23 protein-coding genes are annotated in these 20,306 nt (G+C 73.8%); 9 read left to right on the plus strand and 14 right to left on the minus strand.

Features of this window, described 5'->3' with window-relative positions:
- Positions 1-3: 3 nt before the first annotated feature.
- The 3 genes from A4R25_RS04470 to A4R25_RS04480 are packed head-to-tail and all read right to left on the minus strand — an operon-like array spanning position 4 to position 2,509.
- Positions 4-729 carry an ABC transporter ATP-binding protein gene (locus A4R25_RS04470; protein ID WP_064445698.1) on the minus strand — a complete coding sequence of 242 codons (726 nt, stop codon included), beginning with the start codon at positions 727-729 and terminating at the stop codon, positions 4-6.
- Positions 702-1,538, minus strand: a complete 837-nt coding sequence (locus A4R25_RS04475) for an ABC transporter permease (protein ID WP_043323484.1) — start codon at positions 1,536-1,538, stop codon at positions 702-704. The genes A4R25_RS04470 and A4R25_RS04475 overlap by 28 nt, the downstream gene beginning before the upstream one ends.
- On the minus strand, positions 1,535-2,509 hold the full coding sequence (locus tag A4R25_RS04480; protein ID WP_064445699.1) for a sulfonate ABC transporter substrate-binding protein: 975 nt from the start codon (positions 2,507-2,509) through the stop codon (positions 1,535-1,537). The genes A4R25_RS04475 and A4R25_RS04480 overlap by 4 nt, the downstream gene beginning before the upstream one ends.
- 141 nt (positions 2,510-2,650) lie before the next feature.
- On the opposite strand from A4R25_RS04480, the gene A4R25_RS04485 reads away from it, so the two are divergent.
- The gene (locus tag A4R25_RS04485; RefSeq protein ID WP_064445700.1) at positions 2,651-3,817 is read left to right on the plus strand and encodes an LLM class flavin-dependent oxidoreductase; all 1,167 of its coding nucleotides are present in this window, start codon (positions 2,651-2,653) and stop codon (positions 3,815-3,817) included.
- Between the two features lie 30 nt (positions 3,818-3,847).
- Here A4R25_RS04485 and A4R25_RS04490 read toward each other — a convergent pair whose 3' ends face one another.
- The 7 genes from A4R25_RS04490 to A4R25_RS04520 form a co-directional block, all read right to left on the minus strand.
- Entirely contained in the window at positions 3,848-4,357 is a 510-nt protein-coding gene (locus tag A4R25_RS04490; RefSeq protein WP_064445701.1) for an NUDIX domain-containing protein, read from the minus strand.
- A gap of 41 nt (positions 4,358-4,398) precedes the next feature.
- Entirely contained in the window at positions 4,399-4,989 is a 591-nt protein-coding gene (locus A4R25_RS04495) for an NADAR family protein (protein WP_043323490.1), read from the minus strand.
- Between the two features lie 295 nt (positions 4,990-5,284).
- Positions 5,285-5,926, minus strand: coding sequence for an SRPBCC family protein (locus tag A4R25_RS04500; protein WP_064445702.1), 642 nt, complete (start codon positions 5,924-5,926; stop codon positions 5,285-5,287).
- Entirely contained in the window at positions 5,923-6,288 is a 366-nt protein-coding gene (locus tag A4R25_RS04505) for a helix-turn-helix transcriptional regulator (protein ID WP_064445703.1), read from the minus strand. The genes A4R25_RS04500 and A4R25_RS04505 overlap by 4 nt, the downstream gene beginning before the upstream one ends.
- Positions 6,289-6,379: 91 nt before the next feature.
- Complete coding sequence (locus A4R25_RS04510) at positions 6,380-7,054, minus strand: peptidoglycan recognition family protein (RefSeq protein ID WP_064445704.1); 675 nt, start codon at positions 7,052-7,054, stop codon at positions 6,380-6,382.
- A 73-nt stretch (positions 7,055-7,127) separates the two neighbouring features.
- Positions 7,128-7,874, minus strand: coding sequence for a lysozyme (locus tag A4R25_RS04515; protein WP_064445705.1), 747 nt, complete (start codon positions 7,872-7,874; stop codon positions 7,128-7,130).
- A gap of 126 nt (positions 7,875-8,000) precedes the next feature.
- On the minus strand, positions 8,001-9,488 hold the full coding sequence (locus tag A4R25_RS04520) for an NAD(P)/FAD-dependent oxidoreductase (RefSeq protein ID WP_231915484.1): 1,488 nt from the start codon (positions 9,486-9,488) through the stop codon (positions 8,001-8,003).
- Between A4R25_RS04520 and A4R25_RS04525 the strand changes: the two genes are divergently transcribed.
- The 8 genes from A4R25_RS04525 to A4R25_RS04560 all read left to right on the plus strand — a co-directional run bounded on the left by A4R25_RS04525 (position 9,447) and on the right by A4R25_RS04560 (position 16,739).
- A complete protein-coding gene (locus A4R25_RS04525) occupies positions 9,447-9,797 on the plus strand; it encodes a YciI family protein (RefSeq protein WP_064445706.1) in 351 nt (116 codons plus the stop codon). The genes A4R25_RS04520 and A4R25_RS04525 overlap by 42 nt on opposite strands.
- The gene (locus A4R25_RS04530; protein ID WP_064445707.1) at positions 9,794-11,044 is read left to right on the plus strand and encodes an RNA polymerase sigma factor; all 1,251 of its coding nucleotides are present in this window, start codon (positions 9,794-9,796) and stop codon (positions 11,042-11,044) included. Before A4R25_RS04525 ends, A4R25_RS04530 begins: the two co-directional genes overlap by 4 nt.
- A 95-nt stretch (positions 11,045-11,139) precedes the next feature.
- Complete coding sequence (locus A4R25_RS04535; protein ID WP_064446471.1) at positions 11,140-11,952, plus strand: ABC transporter ATP-binding protein; 813 nt, start codon at positions 11,140-11,142, stop codon at positions 11,950-11,952.
- A complete protein-coding gene (locus tag A4R25_RS04540; RefSeq protein ID WP_043323500.1) occupies positions 11,949-12,665 on the plus strand; it encodes an ABC transporter ATP-binding protein in 717 nt (238 codons plus the stop codon). Before A4R25_RS04535 ends, A4R25_RS04540 begins: the two co-directional genes overlap by 4 nt.
- Before the next feature lie 13 nt (positions 12,666-12,678).
- Positions 12,679-13,557 carry a branched-chain amino acid ABC transporter permease gene (locus tag A4R25_RS04545; protein ID WP_043323502.1) on the plus strand — a complete coding sequence of 293 codons (879 nt, stop codon included), beginning with the start codon at positions 12,679-12,681 and terminating at the stop codon, positions 13,555-13,557.
- Positions 13,554-14,699 carry a branched-chain amino acid ABC transporter permease gene (locus A4R25_RS04550; protein ID WP_064445708.1) on the plus strand — a complete coding sequence of 382 codons (1,146 nt, stop codon included), beginning with the start codon at positions 13,554-13,556 and terminating at the stop codon, positions 14,697-14,699. Before A4R25_RS04545 ends, A4R25_RS04550 begins: the two co-directional genes overlap by 4 nt.
- Before the next feature lie 52 nt (positions 14,700-14,751).
- Positions 14,752-16,023 carry an ABC transporter substrate-binding protein gene (locus A4R25_RS04555; RefSeq protein ID WP_064445709.1) on the plus strand — a complete coding sequence of 424 codons (1,272 nt, stop codon included), beginning with the start codon at positions 14,752-14,754 and terminating at the stop codon, positions 16,021-16,023.
- Between the two features lie 89 nt (positions 16,024-16,112).
- Entirely contained in the window at positions 16,113-16,739 is a 627-nt protein-coding gene (locus A4R25_RS04560; RefSeq protein ID WP_064445710.1) for a TetR/AcrR family transcriptional regulator, read from the plus strand.
- A 16-nt stretch (positions 16,740-16,755) separates the two neighbouring features.
- On the opposite strand, the gene A4R25_RS04565 is transcribed toward A4R25_RS04560, so the two are convergent.
- The 4 genes from A4R25_RS04565 to A4R25_RS04580 all read right to left on the minus strand — a co-directional run bounded on the left by A4R25_RS04565 (position 16,756) and on the right by A4R25_RS04580 (position 20,293).
- Positions 16,756-17,343, minus strand: coding sequence for a cysteine hydrolase family protein (locus A4R25_RS04565; RefSeq protein ID WP_043323509.1), 588 nt, complete (start codon positions 17,341-17,343; stop codon positions 16,756-16,758).
- A gap of 10 nt (positions 17,344-17,353) precedes the next feature.
- Complete coding sequence (locus A4R25_RS04570; RefSeq protein ID WP_043323511.1) at positions 17,354-19,441, minus strand: glycogen debranching N-terminal domain-containing protein; 2,088 nt, start codon at positions 19,439-19,441, stop codon at positions 17,354-17,356.
- Entirely contained in the window at positions 19,434-19,802 is a 369-nt protein-coding gene (locus tag A4R25_RS04575) for an SCP2 sterol-binding domain-containing protein (protein ID WP_064445712.1), read from the minus strand. Before A4R25_RS04575 ends, A4R25_RS04570 begins: the two co-directional genes overlap by 8 nt.
- A gap of 74 nt (positions 19,803-19,876) precedes the next feature.
- Positions 19,877-20,293, minus strand: coding sequence for a MarR family winged helix-turn-helix transcriptional regulator (locus A4R25_RS04580; protein ID WP_064445713.1), 417 nt, complete (start codon positions 20,291-20,293; stop codon positions 19,877-19,879).
- Between the last annotated feature and the right edge of the window lie 13 nt (positions 20,294-20,306).

Consider the following 20,306-nt stretch of genomic DNA (forward strand, 5'->3'; position numbering starts at 1 on the left):
CGGTCAGCCGGCGGGTACGCCGAGGCGGTCGAGCAGGTGGCGGCGCAGCGCGCCGAGGGCCGGGTCGTCGGGGCTCGGGGTGGGGCCGAGGCGTACCGGCACCTCTTCGGCGATCACGCCGTCGTCGAGGAGCAGGACGCGATCGGCGAGCAGCAGCGCCTCCTCCACGTCGTGGGTGACGAGCAGCGCGGCGAAGCCGTGCTGGGCGCGCAGCCGCCGCAGCAGCCCCTGCATGCGCAGCCGGGTCAGCGCGTCCAGCGCGCCGAACGGTTCGTCCAGCAGCAGCAGGTCCGGTTCGCGGACCAGCGCGCGGGCCACCGCGACCCGCTGCGCCTGCCCGCCGGACAGCTCGGCGGGCCAGGCCCGGCCCCGGTCGGCGAGCCCGACCTCGGCCAGCGCGCGGCCGACCCGGTCGCCCACGTCCGGCCCGGTCAGGCCGAGCGCCACGTTGTCCGCCACCCGCTTCCACGGCAGCAGTCGATGCTCCTGGAACACCACGGCGGCGGTGCCGTGCACCGTGTGCTCGCCGCCCGCGTCGCCGTCGAGCCCGGCCAGCACGCGCAGCAGCGTGCTCTTGCCGGATCCGCTGCCGCCGAGCAGCGCCACCGTCTCCCCGGCGGCGATGGTCAGGTCGACCCCGGCCAGCACCACCGCCGGGCCGAAGGACCGGGTCACCGCGCGTGCGGTGAGCACCGGCCCGGTCAGGTCGCGCGCAGTCCGCGTCGCCACGCCAGCGTCCTCCTCTCCGCGTACCGGATGAGCAGGTCGGAGGCGAGCCCCAGCAGCGCGTAGATGAGCAGGCCGAGCACCACCACGTCGGTCTGGCTGAACTCGCGTGCCTCCATCATCAGGAAGCCGACGCCGGTCTGCGCGTTCACCTGCTCGCCGACGACCAGGCTGAGCCAGGCCGCGCCGATGGCCAGCCGCAGCCCGAGGAACAGCGACGGCAGCGCGCCGGGCAGCACCACGTGCCGCAGGCGGGCCGCCGCGCCGAGACCGCAGGTGCGCGCCGCCTCGACCAGGCGTTCGTCGATGTCGCGGATGCCGGCGTACGTGTTGAAGTAGATCGGGAAGAACGCGCCGAGCGCGACGAGCGTGACCTTCAGCGACTCGCCGATGCCGACCCAGATGATCAGCAGCGGGACCAGGCCCAGGTGCGGCAGCATCCGGGCCATCTGCACCGGCGGGTCGACCAGGTCGTCACCGAGGCGCAGCAGCCCCGCCGCCGCGCCGAGCACCAGCGCCAGGCCGCCGCCGATGAGCAGGCCGAGCGCGGCGCGGGTGAGCGAGTCGAGCAGGTGCACGCCGAGCGTCCCGTCGCGCGCCAGCCGCCACCCGGTCGCCAGCACCGCGCTGGGCGCGGGCAGCTTCTCCGCGGCGAGCAGGCCGGTGCGCGCGGCGACCTCCCAGGCGAGCACCAGCACGACCGGGCTCACCGCGCGCCGCCACCGCCGCGAGGCGCGGGCCCGGGACCGCCGCGGCGTCGCCCGATCGGGTACGACAGCGGGGATCGCCTCGGCCAGCGCCGGACCGCTCACTGGAACGCCTCGTTGAACCGGCCGTCCACCCGCCCGGCGATGTCGACCGGTCCGGGCACCAGCTTCAGCTCCACGAAGCTGTCCGCGATGGCCTGCAACTCTGCGCCGATCTCCGGGGTGACCGGGGCGAGCGGCTTGGCGCTGCGGGCCAGCGCCCGGGTGGTCACGTCGAGCGGGATCTTCAGCTCCGGGGCGAGGACGGCGGCCCGCTCGGTCGGGTGGGCGATGCCCCAGTCGGTGGTCTGCCGGTACGTGTCCAGGAACGCGCGTACGTCGGCGGTGCGGTTCTTCACCGCGTCCGGCGCGGCCAGCACGTACTCGCGGTTGCCGGCCAGGCCGGTGGCGTCGGCGAGCACCCGTACGCCGGGCTGCTCGGCCAGCGCGAAGTAGGGATCCCAGATGATCCAGGCGTCGACCTGCCCGTTGTCGAACGCGGGCCGCCCCTCGGCGGGCTTGAGGTACTTCACCTTGATGTCGGCGAGCGTCATCCGGTTCGCCTCCAGCAGCTTGACCAGCAGCCAGTGCACGTTGGAGCCCTTGTTCAGCGCGACTGTCTTCCCGCGCAGGTCGGCGAATCCACGATACGGGCTGCCCGCCTTGACCAGAACCGCCTCGCCCTGCGGGATCGGCTGGGACGTGCCGACCACGGAGAACGGGATCTTGCCGGCGGCGGCGAACACGGGTGGGGCCTCGCCGACCTGGCCGATGTCGATCGAGCCGGCCTTGAGCGCCTCGGTCAGCGCCGGGCCGCTCTCGAACAGCGACCAGGTGACGTTCTTCGCGTCGCCGCGCGCCTTGACCAGGCTGAGCCCGCCGAAGCGCTGGTAGCCGATCCGCAGCGGGCCGTCACTGCCGCCGCCGCTGGCGTCGGCCGCCTCGCCGCCGCAGGCCGTCAGCGCCGTCGCGGCCAGCAGCGCGAGGGTGGTGAGCAGCGCGGCCACCGGCCGGCGGCGGGTTCTGGGGGTACGCATGGCGACTCCTCGGGGAGGGGAAGGGCCCGGCATCGACGGGCGACAGCAACCTACCAACCCGATAGGTTTTATGGGTAGTCTGTCGGCGCGGTCGTCCCACCACTCAGGAGACGGCCCGTCCGACGCGCACCGGAGGCCCCCATGTCGCTCACCTTCCACTGGTTCCTGCCGACCTACGGCGACAGCCGGGACATCGTGGGCGGCGGACACGGCGTACCGGTCGGCACGGCCGGTGGCGCGCGACCCGCGAGCGTGGCGTACCTGGGGCAGATCGCCCGCACCGCCGAACAGCTCGGCTTCGCCGGCGCGCTCACCCCCACCGGCGCCTGGTGCGAGGACGCCTGGCTGACCACCGCCATGCTCACCGAGGTCACCGAGCGGCTGAAGTTCCTCGTCGCGTTCCGGCCCGGCCTGCTCTCACCCACCCTCGCCGCGCAGATGGCGTCCACGTTCCAGCGCCTGTCCGGCGGGCGGCTGCTACTGAACGTGGTCACCGGCGGCGAGTCGGCCGAGCAGCGCGCGTACGGCGACTTCCTGGACAAGGACGCCCGCTACGCGCGTACCGACGAGTTCCTGCACGTGGTGCGGGCGCTGTGGCGCGGCGAGACGGTCGACCACGACGGCGCCCACGTGCGGGTCGAGGGCGCCCGGCTCGGCCGGCTGCCCGACCCGGTGCCGCCGGTCTACTTCGGCGGGTCGTCCGGCGCGGCCGGGCCGGTGGCCGTCCGCCACAGCGACGTGTACCTGACCTGGGGCGAACCGCCCGCGCAGGTGGCCGGCAAGCTGGACTGGATCCGCGGGCTCGCCGCCGGGGCCGGTCGCGAGCTGCGGTACGGCATCCGGCTGCACGTGATCAGCCGGGACACCGCCGAGGAGGCGTGGGCCCAGGCCCGCAAGCTGCTCGACGGCATCCCCGGGGCCGACGTGCGCGCCGTGCAGGAAGGGCTGCGACGCAGCGAGTCCGAGGGGCAGCGGCGGATGCTCGACCTGCACGGCGGCTCCCGCGACGGGCTGGAGGTCTCGCCGAACCTGTGGGCCGGATTCGGGCTGGTACGCGGCGGCGCGGGCACCGCACTCGTCGGCAGCCACACCGAGGTCGCCGACCGGATCGCCGAGTACCACGCGCTCGGCCTGGACGAGTTCATCCTCTCCGGCCACCCGCACCTGGAGGAGGCGTACTGGTTCGGCGAGGGCGTGCTGCCGATCCTGCGGCGGCGCGGGCTGTGGCGGCACCCGGCCGGCGAGCCGGAGATCGAGGCGCCGGCCGCCGTGCCGTTCTCACCCCAGCCGGTTCCGGCCCGCGGCTGACCGCGCCGCACGGTGCCGGGGTCGGTCCGGTCAGAGCGGGCGTTGCCCGGCGAGGAAATCGGCGAGCACCCGGGTGTGCGTGGAGAAGGCCAGCTCGACCGGATCGGTGAGCACCAGCCACTCGGTGGCCTCCTCGGTCGGCGCCGACGGCGGCAGGTCACCGATAGCCCGCTCGGGCAGCACCCCGAAGACCATCATGGTGCCGCCAGCCGGAGCGCCGTGCACCGCGAACAGCCGCGCCTCGCCGGCCTCGGCCAGCAGCCCGGTCTCCTCGCGCAGCTCCCGCACGAGCGCCTCGGACCACTCCTCGCCGTACTCGACGAAGCCACCCGGGAGCGCCAGCAGCCCCCGGGCCGGTTCGATGTCGCGGCGCACCACGACCACGCCGAGCCCCTGCGGCGTGCGGACCGGCAGCACCGCCACCGCGACCGGCAGCGGGTTGCGCCACACCGTCTCGCCGCACGAGGAACAGACCCGCGGCCACCCGGCGCCCGCCGGGTAGGCCGCGCCGCAGAAGGAGCAGTGCGAGTACGGGGTCACGCCGCAGCACGTTACCCGCACCTGCCGCCCGAGGTCAGACGTCACCCCCTCTGGCCGGCGAGCTGGGCGCGCGCCTCCATCAGGGCGAAGCCGAGCAGGTTGTCGCCCCGCCAGGTCGCCGGGTCGGCGGCGCGCGGGTCGTCGGCGGTCAGGCCGATGCCCCAGACCCGGTCCGTCGGGCTGGCCTCGACGAGCACCCGGTCGCCGGTGCCGAGCAGGAACCGCCGCAACGGCTCGTGCTGGGCGAACTTGGCCACGCTGCCGGCCACCACGATCTCGTAGCGGCGGGCCGCCCAGGTCGCCTCGTCGAAGTCGCGCACCTGCCGGCCGAGCGCCTTGGCCCGGTGCGGGTGCCCGGCGGCCAGCACCCGCTCGGCGACCGCGTGGTCACCGAAGAGGGTGGCCTTGTGCCACATCATCCAGTGCTCGGCGGTGGCGAACTCCCGGCCGTCCACTGTGAACGCCGCCGGCCACCACTGGCTCAGGCAACCGGCGCCGACACCGCCGTCGCGCTGCGGCCGGTGCCCCCAGAAGCGCAGATACTTGAACGTCGCGCCGGTGTCGAGCGCGGCGGTCAGGTCGGCGACGGAACGGATCGGCATGCCCCGCAGTCTGCCCCACCCCACCGACATCCCACCGCCGCTTTTCGCCCCTGCAACGATCACCCGCATCTCCGCCGGGACAACGACGGATGTCCAGCTTGGAGAGGCCTGCTCCACATCACGAGATGCGAAGAGATCTTGAAAGGAAAAGGCTCCTATGGCGACCCTTTCCTTCCAAGATCTCGAAGAGCTCGACCGAGCCCGTCGATCTTGCGATTTGGTGCCCCGCAAACTCCGTCAAACGGACATTCTGAGGGCCCAAACCGCAAGATCGACGAGGAGAGAGCGGGAGGGGAGAGGGCGGGGAGAGGGAGGGAGAGGAGGGTCAGGGCGTGGGGGCGCCTGTGTAGAACGCGGTGACGCGCTCGCCCGCGGCTTGTGCCTCCTCGGCCGGGGTGCCGGCCTCGATGCTTGCCTCCGTCCAGCTCCTGCTGGACTCGGTGACGAAACGGAGGCCCTCGGGTGAGGCCATCCACTCGGCTGCGGCGGCCGGGTCGACGCCCGTGCCGTCGGCCGCGAAGTGGGAGGCCAGCCCGACCAGCGCCAGGTCCCAGCCGATGCCGACCGCGCCCGGGCCGTACTCGGCCCACCGCTGGTCGTCGACGTGCGCGACGTGTTCCAGCTCGAAGCGGGTACGCCCGGGGCCGGCCTCGCGCAGCCGCACCTCGATCCAGCTCACCTCGTCGCCGAACTCCCAGGTGGCGGCGAAGCCGTGCGGCGGGTCGCAGCGTTCGACGGTGCCACCGGCGTTGCCCTCCAGCTGGTAGCGGCCGCCGAGGCTCAGGTCGCCGGAGACCGGCAGGAACCAGCGCGGTATCCGTTCCGGGTTGGTGCAGGCGTCGAAGACGTCGTCCACCGGCGCGTCGTACGTCTGGGCGATGGTGAGTACCCGCGCCTGCCCGGCGGGGAGCGTGCGGTCGCCGATGCGGCGCTCGACGGCGCTGATCTGTCCGGTCACGTCGATCATGGTTCGGTCCTCTCGTCGTCGGTGTCGTCTGCGCGCAGCCGTCGTTCGCGGCGGCCCCGGGCCAGCTCGGTGGCGAGCGCGGCCAGTGGCGGCGTCCAGAAGCGGCGGAACCCGTCCAGCCACGCGTCGATCTCGCGCAGCGGGCCGGGGTCCACGGCGTAGAGCCGGCGGGTGCCGTCGGCGCGCACCGTGGTGAAGCCGTGTTCGCGCAGCACCTTGAGGTGCTGCGAGACGGCGGGCTGGCTGATGCCGAACTCGCGCCGCACGGTCTCGCCGAGCGCCCCGGCGGGCTGCTCACCGTCGGCGAGCAGTTCCAGGATCCGGCGGCGGACCGGGTCGCCGAGAACGTCGAAGGCGTGCACGACACCTTTGTATCAGACGCGGCTTATATAAGCGAGCACTGACGCGCTGCGGGACGCCCGTCGCACTCGGGCGTCCCGCGTACCCCCGTGGTCAGCCGCCGAGACGGGCGGCGACGGTACGGCGCAGCTCCGGCAGGCGGTCGTGCAGCAGGCCCGGGCACTGCGTGTCGTTGAAGTCCTTGTGTCCGTAGATCTCGGTGGGCGCGATGCCGTACTGCTGGCAGGTGAACGCGCAGAACGTCACCAGGCTGTTCCAGAGCGCCTGGGGCGGCTGCACGTCCAGGTAGATGCCGTCGTTCTCGATGCCGATGGCCTGGCTGTTCTGCCCGACGCAGTGCGCGCCCTGCACCATGGTCTGGCCGTGCAGCAGCGCGTAGAGGCTGCCGTGGCGGCCCTCGGTCAGGTAGCCGCCCCGGCTGTTGGTGAAGTGCTGCCCGGAGTCGAGCCAGCCGTTGCTGTCCATGTGCAGGTCCTGGATGTCGCGGGAGTTCCGGTACGCCTGGGCGAGGCTGTAGTCGGTGGTGTTCGGGAACGCGGTGTGGTGCACGATGATCTTGTTGGGCCGGCTGGACACCACGCTCACCGGCGACGAGGGCGGGCGGGCGCCCCAGGTCGCGCAGTTGGCGATGGTCGGCTGGTCGACCCGGGTGGCAGCGGCCCGCGCGTCGGGGCCGGAGCCGATCTGGGTCAGCGCGCCGACGCCGGCGGCGGCGCCGAGCAGGACCGCGCCGCGCAGCACGGTCCGCCGGTGGACGGGAACAGACATCGCAGCCTCCTCGTGGGGTGAGGTACGGCCGGGCGTGGCGGGACCGGCACCGCCCGCCACGCCCGGGCTGGGGTCAGCAGGGTCCGTTGCAGGCCAGCACGCGCAGCCGGTCCAGCGAGCCGTTCCACACGTTCTGGTCACCGGGGAAGACCCCGGAGGAGGACCACTGCCAGAACGAGTACGTGCCCCAGCCGGCCGGCAGCGTGCCGACGCTGCTTGCGTAGCGGGCGATCCACAGTGGGTTGTTGGCCGCGAACTGCGAGGTGTTGCCGGTGCAGGTGCTCCACCAGTCGGTGGTGGTGTAGATGGTGGCCCACCGTCCGGTGCGGGCGTAGTACTGGTTGACGAACGAGGCGATCCAGCTGCGCATCGACGCCTGGCTCAGGCCGTAGCAGGTCGCGCCGTACGGGTTGTACTCGATGTCCAGCGCGCCGGGCAGCGTCCGCCCGTCCTTCGACCAGCCGCCGCCGTGGTCGACGAAGTAGTTGGCCTGGACGGCGCCGCTGGTGGTGTCGGGGCGGGCGAAGTGGTACGAGCCGCGGATCATCCCGACGTTGTAGGAGCCGTTGTACTGCTGGGCGAAGTACGGGTTGGTGTAGTACGTGCCCTCGGTCGCCTTGACGTAGGCGAACCGGGCGCCGTTGGCCCACGCCCCGGACCAGTTCACGTTGCCCTGGTAGCTGGACACGTCCATGCCGGGTAGTCCGGCCGGGGCGGCGGAGGCGGGTGCCGCTGCGGACAGGGCCGCGGCGGCGACGGTGACGGTGGCGAGCAGCGCGGCTCCGGCCGCGCGCAGCGCCGATCGGATCGATCTGTGCATCTGTCCTCCCTGGGGGTTGCCGCGCTCCGGCGGCGGGAGTATGACGAAAGGAACTGTCGTCATTAGTGCACAGGGCGGAGAAACTTTTCAATAGAGCGCATCGAAGAATCTCACTGAATTGGGTGCTCAGCCGAGCTGGGCGAGCGCCTCGGCGGCGGCGCGCTCGCCGGCGGTCACCGCGCCCTCCAGGTAGCCGCTCCACCGGGTCGCGGTCTCCGTGCCGGCCCAGTGCACCCGGCCCATCGGCGTGCGCAGTTCCGGGCCGTACGCGCACCACGCGCCGGTCGGCAGGACGCCGCAGAAGCAGCCGCGCGTCCACTCGTCGGCAGACCAGTCGTACTCGACGAGGTCGTCGGGGCGCGCGGCGGCCGGGCCGAAGATCGCGGCGAGCGCCTCGCACAGCGCGTCCCGGCGCGCGCCCTCCGGCAGCCGGCGCAGCGCCCGGGCCTGCGCGCCGTAGCTGAACGCGGTGAGGATCCCACCGGGTACGTCCGGCAGCGAGTTGTCCACCGTCTCGGTGAGCGGCCCGGTGTCGGTGCTGGACACGCCGGAGCGGCCGTCGGCCCGCCAGAACGGCTCCGGATAGAGCGCGTGGACCTTGAGCGCCGCGCCCATCGGCATCCGCTGGGTCAGCCCGTCGCGCAGCGGCGGCAGCGGCGGGTCGTACCGGATGCGCCCGGCCAGCGTCGGCGCCAGCGCGACCACCACCGCGTCGCCGCGGTACGTCTCGCCGCCGCAGCGCACCCGCACCCCGTCGCGGTCCTGCGCGACGCCGTCCACCGGCGCGCGCAGGCGCAGGCTCCCCGGAGGCAGCGCGGCGGCCATCCGCTCGGCCAGCGCGGCCGGGCCGCCGGCGATCCGGTCCTGCTGGGCGCCACCCGCCATGCGCAGCAGCGACCGGGTGCCGCCGCCGCTGCGCAGGTAGAACAGCATGTGCAGCAGCGAGACCTCGTCCGGCGAGGCGGCCAGCAGGCCACCGGCGAGCATCCGGCCGGCGTACCCGGCGGTGACCGGGTCGGCCCCGCTCGCGTCGAGCCAGCCGCCGAACGTGACCCGGTCCCACAGTGCCGCCCCGTCCGCCCGCCACGGCGCGGCCGGGTCGAGCCCGGCCGCCATCTCGTCGAGCGTGCCCAGCAGCGCGGACAGCCCCGGCGGTTCCCCGGTGGCCGGGCGTGCGCCGAGCAGCAGCGTCGCCGCGCCGCGCGCGGGGGAGGGGAACGTGGCCAGGCCGTACGCGGCGGCGAGCGCGTACATCCGGTCCTGGGTCGGGCCGATCCACTGCGCGCCGAGATCGAGCCAGCCGCCGCCTGGTAGCGGTCGGCTGAGCGTCCGGCCGCCCACCCGGTCCCGGGCCTCCAGCACCCGCACCTGCGCGCCCGCCGCGTCCAGCGCGAGCGCGCAGGCCAGACCGGAGAACCCGGCGCCCACGACGACGACCCGGTGGCGGCGCACGCGGCGGCGTACCCGGCTCCCGGCCGGATTCACCCGGCCCGGCGTGTCGAAACCGGCGTCAGCCGTTCGTGTGGAGGGTGAAGGGGCGGCGCGGGGCCGTCCGGTGACGAGGAGAAGCCGATGAAGCAGTACCTGATCAGCATGTACCAGCCGGCCGGCCAGGGACGCCCGGACCCGGAGTTCCTGGCCGGGGTGATGCGCGAGGTCGAGGCCATCGGCCGGGACCTGCGGGAGGCGGGGTGCTGGGTGTTCGGCAACGGCCTGCACGACCCGCAGACCGCCACCGTGCTGCGCCCGGCCGGTGACGAGGTGCTGGTCACCGACGGGCCGTTCGCCGAGGGCAAGGAGTACCTGGGCGGCGTCACCATCATCCGGGCGCCCGACCTGGACGCCGCGCTGGACTGGGGCCGCCGGTACGCGCTGGCGACCACGCTGCCGATCGAGGTCCGCCCGTTCCAGGGCGAGGGATGACCGACGTCGAACGGGTCTTCCGGGCCGAGTACGGCCGCGCGGTAGCCGTCCTGGTCCGTCTCCTCGGCGACATCGACCTCGCCGAGGAGGCGGTCCAGGAGGCGTTCGCGATCGCGGTGACGCGCTGGGCCGCCGACGGGCCGCCGCCCAGCCCGGCCGGCTGGATCATCACCACCGCCCGGAACCGGGCGATCGACAGGTTGCGCCGCGAGGCCACCCGGACTGCCCGGCACGCCGAGGCCGCCCTGCTGCACGCCGCCGACCCGCCCGCCGAGGAGGGGCCCGTGCCCGACGACCGCCTGCGCCTGATCTTCACCTGCTGCCACCCGGCGCTCGCCGCGCCCGCCCGGGTGGCGTTGACGCTGCGCCTGCTCGGCGGCCTGAGCACCGCCGAGATCGCGCGCGCCTTCCTGGTGCCGGAGCGGACGATGGCCCAGCGCCTGGTCCGGGCCAAGGCGAAGATCCGCGACGCCGGTATCCCGTACCGGGTGCCGCGCGACGCGGACCTGCCGGACCGGCTGCGCGGGGTCCTCGCGGTGGTCTACCTGATCTTCAACGAGGGGCACACGGCCAGCGCGGGGGAGCGGCTGGGCCGTGCCGAGCTGGGCGCCGAGGCGATCCGGCTGGGCCGGCTGCTGGTGACGTTGATGCCGGACGAGCCGGAGGCGCTCGGCCTGCTCGCGCTGATGCTGCTCACCGAGGCGCGCCGGGACGCCCGGACCGGGCCGGACGGGGCGCCGGTGTCGCTGTCCGAGCAGGACCGTGGCCGGTGGGACCGGGAGCTGATCGCCGAGGGCCAGGATCTGGTCCGCCGGTGCCTGCGGCGGGGCCGGCCCGGCCCGTACCAGCTCCAGGCCGCGATCGGCGCGGTGCACGCGGACGCGCCGACCGCCGCCGCGACCGACTGGGGACAGATCCTCGCGCTCTACGACCAGTTGGCGGCCGTCGCGCCGGGACCGGTGGTGGCGCTGAACCGGGCGGTCGCGCTGGCCGAGGTACGCGGACCGGCGGCCGCTCTGGCCGAAGTGGACCGGCTGGACCTGACCGGATACCACGTGTGGCACGCGATCCGGGCCGACCTGTTGCGCCGCCTCGACCGTCCGGCGCAGGCCCGGATCGCGTACGACGCGGCGATCGCCGGCACCGGCAACGCGGCGGAGCAGACGTTCCTGCGCCGCGCCCGCGACCGGATGGCGGGAGGATCACACCGACAGTGCATGTTGGAGGCCGATAACCCCGGGAAATGAACCGTGATCGTCTGGGCATTGACGCGGCGGCAGAGAAAAGTACACTCCCGGTGTAATTAGTTTTTCCGCGCTCCGTCGACCGGCACGAGGTGACGATGAGCCCACCGGCCACCCCCGCCGACGATCAGGGTCTGGCGCTGCACCACGTCGGCGTACGCTTCGGCGGCCTGGTCGCCCTCGACGACGTCTCGCTGCGCGTACCGCCCGGCCGGGTCGTCGGCGTGATCGGGCCCAACGGCGCCGGCAAGACCACGCTGTTCAACGTGGTCTGCGGCTTCGTCCGGCCGACCGAGGGCTCGCTCACGCTCGACGGCCGGCCGTTCCGGCCCCGCCCGCACGACCTCACCCGGCTCGGCATCGCCCGTACGCTCCAGGGCGTCGGCCTGTTCGCCGGGCTGACCGTGCTGGAGAACGTGGTGGCCGGCGCGAGCCACACCGCACGGGCCGGGTTCGCCGCCGCGCTGTTCGGCCTGCCGCGCAGCGACAGCGACGAGAGCCGGCTGCGCGCCCGGGCCCTGAACCTGCTCGCCGAGCTGGGCATCGACAAGCACGCCGACGCCGCACCCGGCACCCTGCCCTATGCGGTACGCAAGCGGGTCGCGCTGGCCCGCGCGCTGATCGCCCGCCCCCGGCTGCTGCTGCTCGACGAGCCGGCCGGCGGTCTCGGCGCCGACGACGTGGCCGAGCTGGCCGACCTGGTCCGCGCGTTGCCCGACCGGGCCGACGGCTGCGCCGTGCTGCTCGTCGAGCACCACATGGACCTGGTCATGTCCGTCTGCCACGACCTCGTGGTGCTCGACTTCGGCAAGGTGATCGCCGCCGGGGCGCCGGAGAGCATCCGCGACGACCCGAGGGTCACCGAGGCGTACCTGGGCGCCGACGTGCCGGTCGAGGGGAGCACGCCGTGACCGCCGTGCTGGAGGTGGAGGCGCTCAGCAGCGGCTACGGCCCGGTGCCGGTGCTGCGCGACGTCGCGTTCACCGTCCCGGCCGGCACCGTCACCGCCGTGCTCGGCGCCAACGGCGCGGGCAAGACCACGCTGCTGCGTACCCTCTCGGGCCTGCTGCGGCCCACCGGCGGCCGGATCCGGTACGCGGGCGAGGACCTGCGCGGCGTCCGGGTGGAACACCTGGTCCGGCGCGGGCTGGCGCACGTGCCGGAGGGGCGCGGCGTGGTGACCGAGCTGACCGTGGCCGAGAACCTGCGCCTGGGCGGGCTGTGGCGGCGTGACCGGGCCGACGCCCGGCGCGCGCAGGACGAGGTGTACGAGCTGTTCCCGGCGCTGGCCCGCCGCCGCGACCACGCCGGACACCAGCTCTCCGGCGGCGAACGGCAGATGCTCGCGATCGGCCGCGCGCTGATCGCCCGGCCCCGGCTGCTGCTGCTCGACGAGCCGTCGCTCGGGCTGGCGCCCAAGGTCACCGCGCAGATCATGGCGCTGCTGCGGCGGCTGCGCGACGAACGGGGGCTCACCGTGCTGCTGGTCGAGCAGAACGTGCGCTCCGCGCTCTCCGTCGCCGACCAGGGCATCGTCATGTCGCTCGGGCGGGTGGTGACCGCCGCGCCGGCCGCCCGGCTGCGCGACGACGACCAGCTCCGGCACGCGTACCTCGGATTCTAGGAAGGGGTCGCGGATGGAGCGGTTCTGGTTCCTCACCTTCGACGGGCTCGCCGCCGGGGCGGTCTACGCGGCGTTCGCGCTCGCGCTGGTGCTCATCTGGCGGGCCGCCCGGGTGGTCAACTTCGCCCAGGGCGCGATGGCCGTGGCCACCGCCTACGTCGGCTACGCGGTCGTCTCCGCCACCGGCTCGTACTGGCTCGGCCTGGCCGCCGCGATCCTGTCCGGACTGGCCCTGGGCGCGCTGGTGGAGCGGGTGCTGATGCGGTTCGCCGGGCCCGGCGGGCCGCTCAACCAGGTGATCGTCGCGCTCGGCCTGGTGCTCGTCATCCAGGCGGTGCTCGGCATGATCTTCGGCAACGAGTACCGGCCCGCCCCGGCGCCGTTCGACACCGACGCGCTCACCATCGCCGGGGTGGCCGCGCTGTCCCCGTACGACCTCTGGGTGCTCGGCGCGGCGCTCACGGTGGTGGCGCTGCTCGCGGTGCTGTTCACCCGCACCCCGATCGGGTTGCGGATGCGGGCTGCCGCGTTCGCGCCCGAGGTGTCCCGGCTGCTCGGCGTCAGCGTCGGCCGGATGCTCACGCTCGGCTGGGCGCTCGCCGCCGCCGTCGGCGCGCTGGCCGGGATGCTCGTCGTCCCCACCGGACTCGGCCTGCACTCGCACGCCATGGACCTGGTCTTCGTGATCGCGTTCACCGCCGCCGTGGTCGGCGGCCTGGACAGCCCGGTCGGCGCTGTCGTCGGCGGCCTGCTGGTCGGGCTGATCCTGTCCTACGTCACTGGCTACCTCGGACCGGACACCACCCCGCTGGCCGTCCTGGTGCTGCTGCTGGCCGTCCTGCTGGTCCGCCCCGGCGGGCTCTTCTCCGCGGCGAGAGCGAGGCACGTGTGACGACCACCCCGACCGAGACCGCGCCCGCCACGGCGTCCCCGCTGCGCAGGCTGCTGCCCGGCGCGCCGGCCGGACGCGATCCGCGCGGCTCCACGCTGCTGCGCCACCTGGCCGTGGCCGTGTTCGCCGGCACGCTCGTCGTGCTGGTCACCAACCAGCTCGCGCCGTACCAGAACCTCCAGGTGGCGCGCGTCTGCGCGTTCCTCTGCGTCACCGCCGGGCACACCGTGCTGGTCGGGCTCAACGGCCAGCTCTCGCTCGGGCACGGCGCGCTGATGGCCACCGGCGCGTACACCGTGGCGCTGACCCAGCAGGCCCTCGACGAGCGGGCCGTACGCGGGTGGTGGACGCTGCCGGCGTCGCTGCTCGCGGGGGTCGCGGTGACCGCGCTCGGCGGACTCGTCGTCGGGCTGGCCGCGGCCCGGCTGCGCGGCCCCTACCTGGCCGGTGTGACGCTCGCCGTGGCGACGCTCGTCCCGGCGGTCACCACGATCTTCACCGGCGTGTTCAACGGCGAGCAGGGGCTGTCGTTCCCGGCGCAGACGCCACCGGCCGCGCTCGGCGCCTACTTCCAGCCCGAGCGCTGGCTGGCCTGGATCGCGCTGGCCGCCGCGCTGCTCACCATGCTGCTGCTGGCCAACCTGGTGCGCAGCCGCTTCGGCCGGTCGCTGCGGGCGGTACGCGACGACGAGGTCGCGGCCCGGCTCGCCGGCATCCCGGTGGCCCGCACGCAGGTGCTCGCGTTCGTGGTCAGCGCCGCCTGCGCCGGGCTGGGCGGCGGCGTGTACGCCATGCTCACCGCCACCGTCGCGCCCGGCAAGTTCCCGCTGGACCTGTCGCTGTTCCTGCTCATGGCGATCGTCATCGGCGGGCTGGGCAGCCTGGCCGGCGCGGTCTGGGGCGCGGTGCTGCTGGTCGCGCTCCAGGACCTGCCCGGCCTGCTCACCGAACACCTCAGCCTCTCCGCCGGGCTGGCCCAGCGGCTGGAGGGCAACCTCGCGCTGGCCGTGTTCGGCCTGGTCCTCATCGTCGTCATGCTCGCCGCCGCGGGCGGCCTGCAGGGCGGCGTGCGTGCCCTCACCGCCCGCCTACGCGGGGCCGTCCGCCGCCGTCCCGCCACCCCCCGGCCGCCGGACCGCTGACCTCACCGGTTCCACCCACACCGTTCGCACCGTCGCACCGGAATGGAGAACCATGCGCACCACCACCCGCCGCGTTCTCGCGGCCGCCGCCGGCCTGGCCCTGCTGGCCGCGCTGCCGGCCTGCGCCGACGACGAGAAGCAGGCCGCCGAGAATGTTCCCGGCGTCAGCGACTCCGAGGTCGTCATCGGCACCCACCAACCGCTCACCGGACCGGCCGCGCCCGGCTACTCGAAGATCTCCGCCGCCACCAAGGCGTACTTCGAGCACGTCAACGCCAAGGGCGGCGTGCACGGCCGGAAGATCGTCTACAAGGTCATGGACGACGGCTACAACCCCGCCAACACCGAGAACGTGGTCCGCAAGCTGGTGCTCGACGACAAGGTCTTCGCGCTGCTCGGCGGCCTCGGCACGCCCACGCACACGAACGTGCTGGAGTTCGTCAAGACGCAGAAGGTGCCGGACCTGTTCGTCGCCTCCGGCAGCCGCAACTGGAACGAGCCGGACAAGTACCCGACGACGTTCGGCTGGCAGCCCGACTACACGGTCGAGGGCAAGATCCTGGCCAGCTACGTCAAGCGGGAGTTCCCCGGCGCGAAGGTCTGCCACTTCGGGCAGAACGACGACTTCGGGCGGGACTCGCTGGTCGGCGTCGAGCAGGTCCTCGGCCCGGTCGCGGCGAAGCAGACGTACACCACCACCAACCAGCAGGTCGGCCCGGCGATCGGGGCGCTGCGCGCGGCCGGCTGCCAGGTGGTCATCTCGGCGACCATCCCGGGCTTCACCGCGCTGGCCATGGGCCAGGCCGCCGGGCAGGGATTCAAGGCGCAGTGGGTGGTGTCCAACGTGGGCGCCGACTACACCACGCTGGCCGCCCAGCTCGGCGACAAGAAGGTGATCCTCGAGGGCATGGTGGCCGACAACTACCTGCCGAACGTGGCAGACACCGCGAACCCGTGGATCCAGGAGTTCACCAAGATCCACCAGAAGTACAACGCGGGCAACCCGGTCGACGGCAACGCCATCTACGGCTACTCGATGGCGTACACGTTCGTCCAGGCGATGCTCGCCGCCGGGCCCGACCCCACCCGGGAGAAGCTGGTCGAGGCCGTGCGCAAGGGCGGCTTCCGCGGGCCCGGCCTGGTCCCCTTCCGGTACGCCGACGGCGTGCACGCCGGCTACGGCGGCGTCCGGCTCACCAAGGTGAGCAACGGCGTGCAGGAGTACTTCGGTCCCGCGTACACCACGGACGACGGCGACGGCGCGGTCACCGAGTTCACCGAGCCGCCGACGAACCCGCCCGCCGACGCGGTGCCGACCGCCTGAGGCGTCCCGCCGGGCGGCCGGGTGCCGGTCGCCCGGCGGCACGCACGTAGAGTTGCCGCCGGTACCCGAGCAACAGGAGATCCGTACCCATGATCGAGGTGGAGGCCGACCCGCCGGAGCGGGTGGACGGCCGGGCGGCGCGAGCCGAGCGGACCCGGGCCGCGATCGTGGAGGCGCACCTGGCCCTGATCGACTCCGGTGACCTGCGCCCCACCGGGGAACGGATCGCCGAGCGGGCCGGGGTGTCGCTGCGCACGCTCTGGACCAACTTCAAGGACATGGAGACGCTGTTCGCCGCGACCGGGCGGCGGGTCGGCGAGCGGCAGGCCGCGCTCTGGCGGCCGGTGTCGCCGGAACTGCCGCTGACCGCCCGGATCGCCGCGTTCTGCGACCAGCGCGCCCGGCTGCTGGAGGTGCTGGCGCCCTCGGCCCGCGCGTCGGCGCTGCGGGAGCCGTTCTCCCCGCAGTTGCGCCGCAACCGGGAGGCGGCGGTCGCCCGGGTCCGGCACGAGATCGAGGCGGTGTTCGCCCCGGAGCTGGCGCACGCCGGTCCGGGCCGCGCGCAGTTGCTGGACGCGCTGACGGTGGCCGGCACCTGGTCGTCCTGGTCGATGATGCGCGACTCGATGGGTCTCGACGTGGACGCCGCCCGCGCGGTGATGGCCCGGATGCTCGGCGCGCTGCTGGTCGACGCGATCGCCGCCGGCCTGCGCTGAGCGCCCCGGCGGCCGGTCAGGCGATCTCGCCGGTGGTGGCGATCTCGCCGAGCTGGCCCAGCGTGCTCAGGTACGCCTCGTGCAGCTCGTCGGTGGCCGCCGTGCACGCGTCGGAGACGGTGACGATGCGGTACCCGTTGTCGACCGCCTGGTAGGCGGTGGCGGCGACGGCCAGGTTCGTCGCGACGCCGGTGAACACCACGGTCCGCACGCCCCGGCCGCGCAGGATCAGGTCCAGTTCGGTGCCGGAGAATCCGCCGAGCCGGGTGCCGGTGACCACGACGTCGCCGGGCTGTCGCCCGACCTCGTCGACGATGCGGGTCTTCGGGTCGCCCTCCAGGAACGCCCCGCGTTCGGCGATCATCGCGAAGCTCGGGGTGTTGGTGATCAGGTCCGGGTAGCCGGGCCGGTAGGCGACCCGGGTGAAGACCACGAGGCCGCCCGCTGCCCGCGCGGCGGCGGCGACCCGTGCCGCGTTCGCCGCCACGCCGTGCCGGGCCACCTGGTCGGCGAAGAACGGGCCGAAGACGCCGTCGGGGCTGACCACCTCGGGTTGCCAGTGGACGCCCACGACCGCGGTGTGCTCCCAGTCGATGCGCTGCATGTCGATCCCGTCACGGTGCGGAGAGCTGCTGTGGCGCCAGCTCGTAACGGCTCAGGCCGCCGGCGGCGGTGCTCCTGCCGAAGGCGTCCAGCCGCCCCCAACGACCGGGGATGTCGAGCAACGCCACGTAGTCGAGGCTAGCAGGCAGAGCCGGCCGGGCCACGAGATCGTCGCCGACCGGCCGCAGGCCGAGCATCGTCCGCAGGAGCAGCAGCGGCGCTCCGGCCGACCACGCCTGCGGGCTGCACGCGGTCGGATACCGGATCGGGTAGCGGGTCTCGGACCGGTCGTGCCCGGCGAACGCCTCCGGCAGCCGGCCGTCGTAGAAGGCCGCCGCGTCCAGGATGCCGGCCGCGACGCGGGCCGCCTCCTCGGCGTACCCGTAGCGCCGCAGTCCCCAGGCGATGAACGAGTTGTCGAACGGCCAGATGGTCCCGACGTGGTAGCCCACCGGGTTGTAGCGGGCCTCGCCCTCGGCCAGCGTGCGGACACCCCAGCCGCTGAACATCGCCGGTGACATCAGGTGCCGCACCAGGGCCTCGGCCTTCGGCTCCTCGACGATGCCGCTCCACAGCAGGTGGCCGATGTTCGACGACAGGGCGTCCACCTTGCTGCCGTCGCCGTCCAGCGCCAGCGCCATGTACTCGCCGTCGTCGATCCAGAAGTCGTGGTTGAAGCGGCGCTTGAGGTCGGCGGCGTCCCGCTCCAGCCGGTCCGCGTACGCCGCGTCGTGCCAGATCTCGCGGGCCAGCCGGGCGGTGCGCACCTTCGCGTCGTACGCGTACCCCTGGAGTTCGCAGGTGGCGCGCGGGAAGCCCGGCAGCCGGCCGTCGCGGTAGGAGATGCTGTCCCAGGAGTCCTTCCAGCACTGGTTCTCCAGGCCGTTCACCGGGTTGCGCCGCTCGTAGGAGACGTAGCCGTTGCCGGCCCGGTCGGCGTAGTGGTCGATCCAGTCGACGGCCGCCCGCGCCTCCTGCTCCACCGCGCGCACGAGGGCGGCGTCGCCGGTCCACCGCTCGTACTCGTCGAGCAGCACGAGGAACAGGGGAGTGGCGTCCGCGCTGCCGAAGTAGGGGCTGTGCGGCGTCTCGTCGAAGACGGTCAGCTCGCCGTAGCGCATCTCGTGCAGGATCCGGCCCGGCTCCTCCTCCCGGAAGTCGTCGATCCGGCTGCCCTGGCGGAACGCGAGCACGGTGAGCGTGGTGGCGGCGAGCTCCGGTGCGAACGGCAGCGCCTGGAGGCTGGTGAGGATGCTGTCGCGGCCGAACAGGCTCATGAACCAGGGCAGCCCGGCGGCCAGCACGCACCCGGTCCCGGCGAGGAACGGGCTGAACCGCAGCGCGGCCAGGTCGATGAGGCTCTGCCGGTAGGTGTTCTGCAACGGCCCCCAGCTGGTCTCCAGTCGCGGCGCCCGGTCCAGCCACTCCCGTAGCTCGGCGGGCTTGTCCCGGGCGTTGCCCTCGACCCGTCCGGGCAGGCTGAGCCGTTCCAGCCCGCGGGGCAGGGGGAGGTCCGGCTCGGCGGTCAGCCGGGTCTGCCACCGGCCGTGCGGTTCGATGTGCACGCGCAGCGTCAGGCCGTTCTCGTCCACCTCCGCCGGAGCCGTCGCCGACACGATCGTCTCGCGGCGGTAGCGTTCGCGCTGGTAACCCAGGACGAGTCGCGGGCCGTCGACCCGCCGGTAGTGCCGCCCCTCCCGGTTCGTCGTGCCCTCCTTGACCGCGAAGAGGTCCGCGAAGTCCGCGTCCACCTCGATCCGTACGGTCAGGTCGACGGCTCGCCGGTCGTTGTTGACCAGGACCAGTTCCTCGTGGAGTCCGCTGTTCAGCCTGTGGGTGCGGCGCACCTCGAGCGTGCTGTTGACGTAGACGTCCTGCGCGCCCGGGACCAGGTAGAACCGGTTCTCGAAGTACTGGATGTCGTCGATGGACAGCGTGCTGAGCCGCTCGCCGTCAATGGTGAGCTGCCACCGGGACAGCAGGCGGGTGTCGTGGGCGAACAGGCCGTGGGTGCCGTCGGCCGCCGGGACGATGTCGCCGGCCCGGTCGCAGACCAGGAAGATCGTCCCGTCGAAGATGCCGACGTGGTCGTCACCCATGATCGTCTCCCCGGTGTCCTTCCGGGCGCGAGCCGGGCGGGGAGGGGAACAGCCGGCGTACGGTCGCGAACAGCCGGGGGCTGCCCTCCACCTCGGCCTCGCCGCGCAGGACGGTGGTCAGGAAGTACGCCTCGCCCCGGGCGATCCGGTCGAAGACGGCCCGGTCCGCCCGGACGACCGCGTCCCCGCCGGTGGCCTGCCGTGCCGCGGTGACCTCGCCCCGGGCGATGGAGACCAGCCAGTGGTCGACCGACCCGTCACCGGCGATGTCGAACCGGACGCTGCCCTCGTGGAGCGCGGTCAGCCCGCGCTGCCGGCGCTGCCCCAGGCTCCGGAAGAACTCTTCGGTGGCGTCGACCATCGGCCCTCCTCCCGATGGCGCTATTCCCCGCCACGGGGCCTGTCGCCTCACCCGGATCGGGTGAAACCGCTGATCTAGTCCTCGCGCAGGCGGCGCAGGATGCGGGTCAGCTCGTCCCGGTCGTCCGGCGAGAGCGCGCCGAAGAACCGTTCCGCCTCGGTGGCCCGCGCCTGCCGGATCGCGGCGCCCACCCGCTCGCCCTCGGCGGTGGGCGCGACCAGCGTGGCCCGCCGGTCGGCCGGGTCGGGCCGGCGTTCGACCAGCCCGCGCTCCTGCAACCCGTCGATCACCTCGGTGGCCGATCGCGGCGCGATGCGCAGGTGCTCGGCGAGCGCGCCGGGACGCAGCGCGCCGTGACGCATCAGCACGCCCAGCGCCCGCGCCTGCCCGGGGCTGATCTCCCACGGCGCAAGCGCGCGCTTGGTCTGGTGCCGCAGCCGGCGGGTCACCGCCCAGAACGTCTCGGCCAGGCTCTCGTCGCTGCCGTCCACGGGGAATACGGTA

Origin of the sequence: Micromonospora sp. NBRC 110037, assembly GCF_001652995.1 — a bacterium.
GTDB lineage: Bacteria > Actinomycetota > Actinomycetes > Mycobacteriales > Micromonosporaceae > Micromonospora > Micromonospora chalcea.

Bases quoted from the DNA above. Each gene is read 5' to 3' on its own strand.
- A4R25_RS04480 (WP_064445699.1), bottom strand. From the start codon at position 2,509: ATGCGTACCCCCAGAACCCGCCGCCGGCCGGTGGCCGCGCTGCTCACC.
- A4R25_RS04485 (WP_064445700.1), top strand. From the start codon at position 2,651: ATGTCGCTCACCTTCCACTGGTTCCTGCCGACCTACGGCGACAGCCGG.
- A4R25_RS04495 (WP_043323490.1), bottom strand. From the start codon at position 4,989: ATGTCGGTGGGGTGGGGCAGACTGCGGGGCATGCCGATCCGTTCCGTC.
- A4R25_RS04500 (WP_064445702.1), bottom strand. From the start codon at position 5,926: ATGATCGACGTGACCGGACAGATCAGCGCCGTCGAGCGCCGCATCGGC.
- A4R25_RS04510 (WP_064445704.1), bottom strand. From the start codon at position 7,054: ATGTCTGTTCCCGTCCACCGGCGGACCGTGCTGCGCGGCGCGGTCCTG.
- A4R25_RS04515 (WP_064445705.1), bottom strand. From the start codon at position 7,874: ATGCACAGATCGATCCGATCGGCGCTGCGCGCGGCCGGAGCCGCGCTG.
- A4R25_RS04525 (WP_064445706.1), top strand. From the start codon at position 9,447: ATGAAGCAGTACCTGATCAGCATGTACCAGCCGGCCGGCCAGGGACGC.
- A4R25_RS04530 (WP_064445707.1), top strand. From the start codon at position 9,794: ATGACCGACGTCGAACGGGTCTTCCGGGCCGAGTACGGCCGCGCGGTA.
- A4R25_RS04535 (WP_064446471.1), top strand. From the start codon at position 11,140: ATGAGCCCACCGGCCACCCCCGCCGACGATCAGGGTCTGGCGCTGCAC.
- A4R25_RS04545 (WP_043323502.1), top strand. From the start codon at position 12,679: ATGGAGCGGTTCTGGTTCCTCACCTTCGACGGGCTCGCCGCCGGGGCG.
- A4R25_RS04555 (WP_064445709.1), top strand. From the start codon at position 14,752: ATGCGCACCACCACCCGCCGCGTTCTCGCGGCCGCCGCCGGCCTGGCC.
- A4R25_RS04560 (WP_064445710.1), top strand. From the start codon at position 16,113: ATGATCGAGGTGGAGGCCGACCCGCCGGAGCGGGTGGACGGCCGGGCG.
- A4R25_RS04565 (WP_043323509.1), bottom strand. From the start codon at position 17,343: ATGCAGCGCATCGACTGGGAGCACACCGCGGTCGTGGGCGTCCACTGG.
- A4R25_RS04570 (WP_043323511.1), bottom strand. From the start codon at position 19,441: ATGGGTGACGACCACGTCGGCATCTTCGACGGGACGATCTTCCTGGTC.
- A4R25_RS04575 (WP_064445712.1), bottom strand. From the start codon at position 19,802: ATGGTCGACGCCACCGAAGAGTTCTTCCGGAGCCTGGGGCAGCGCCGG.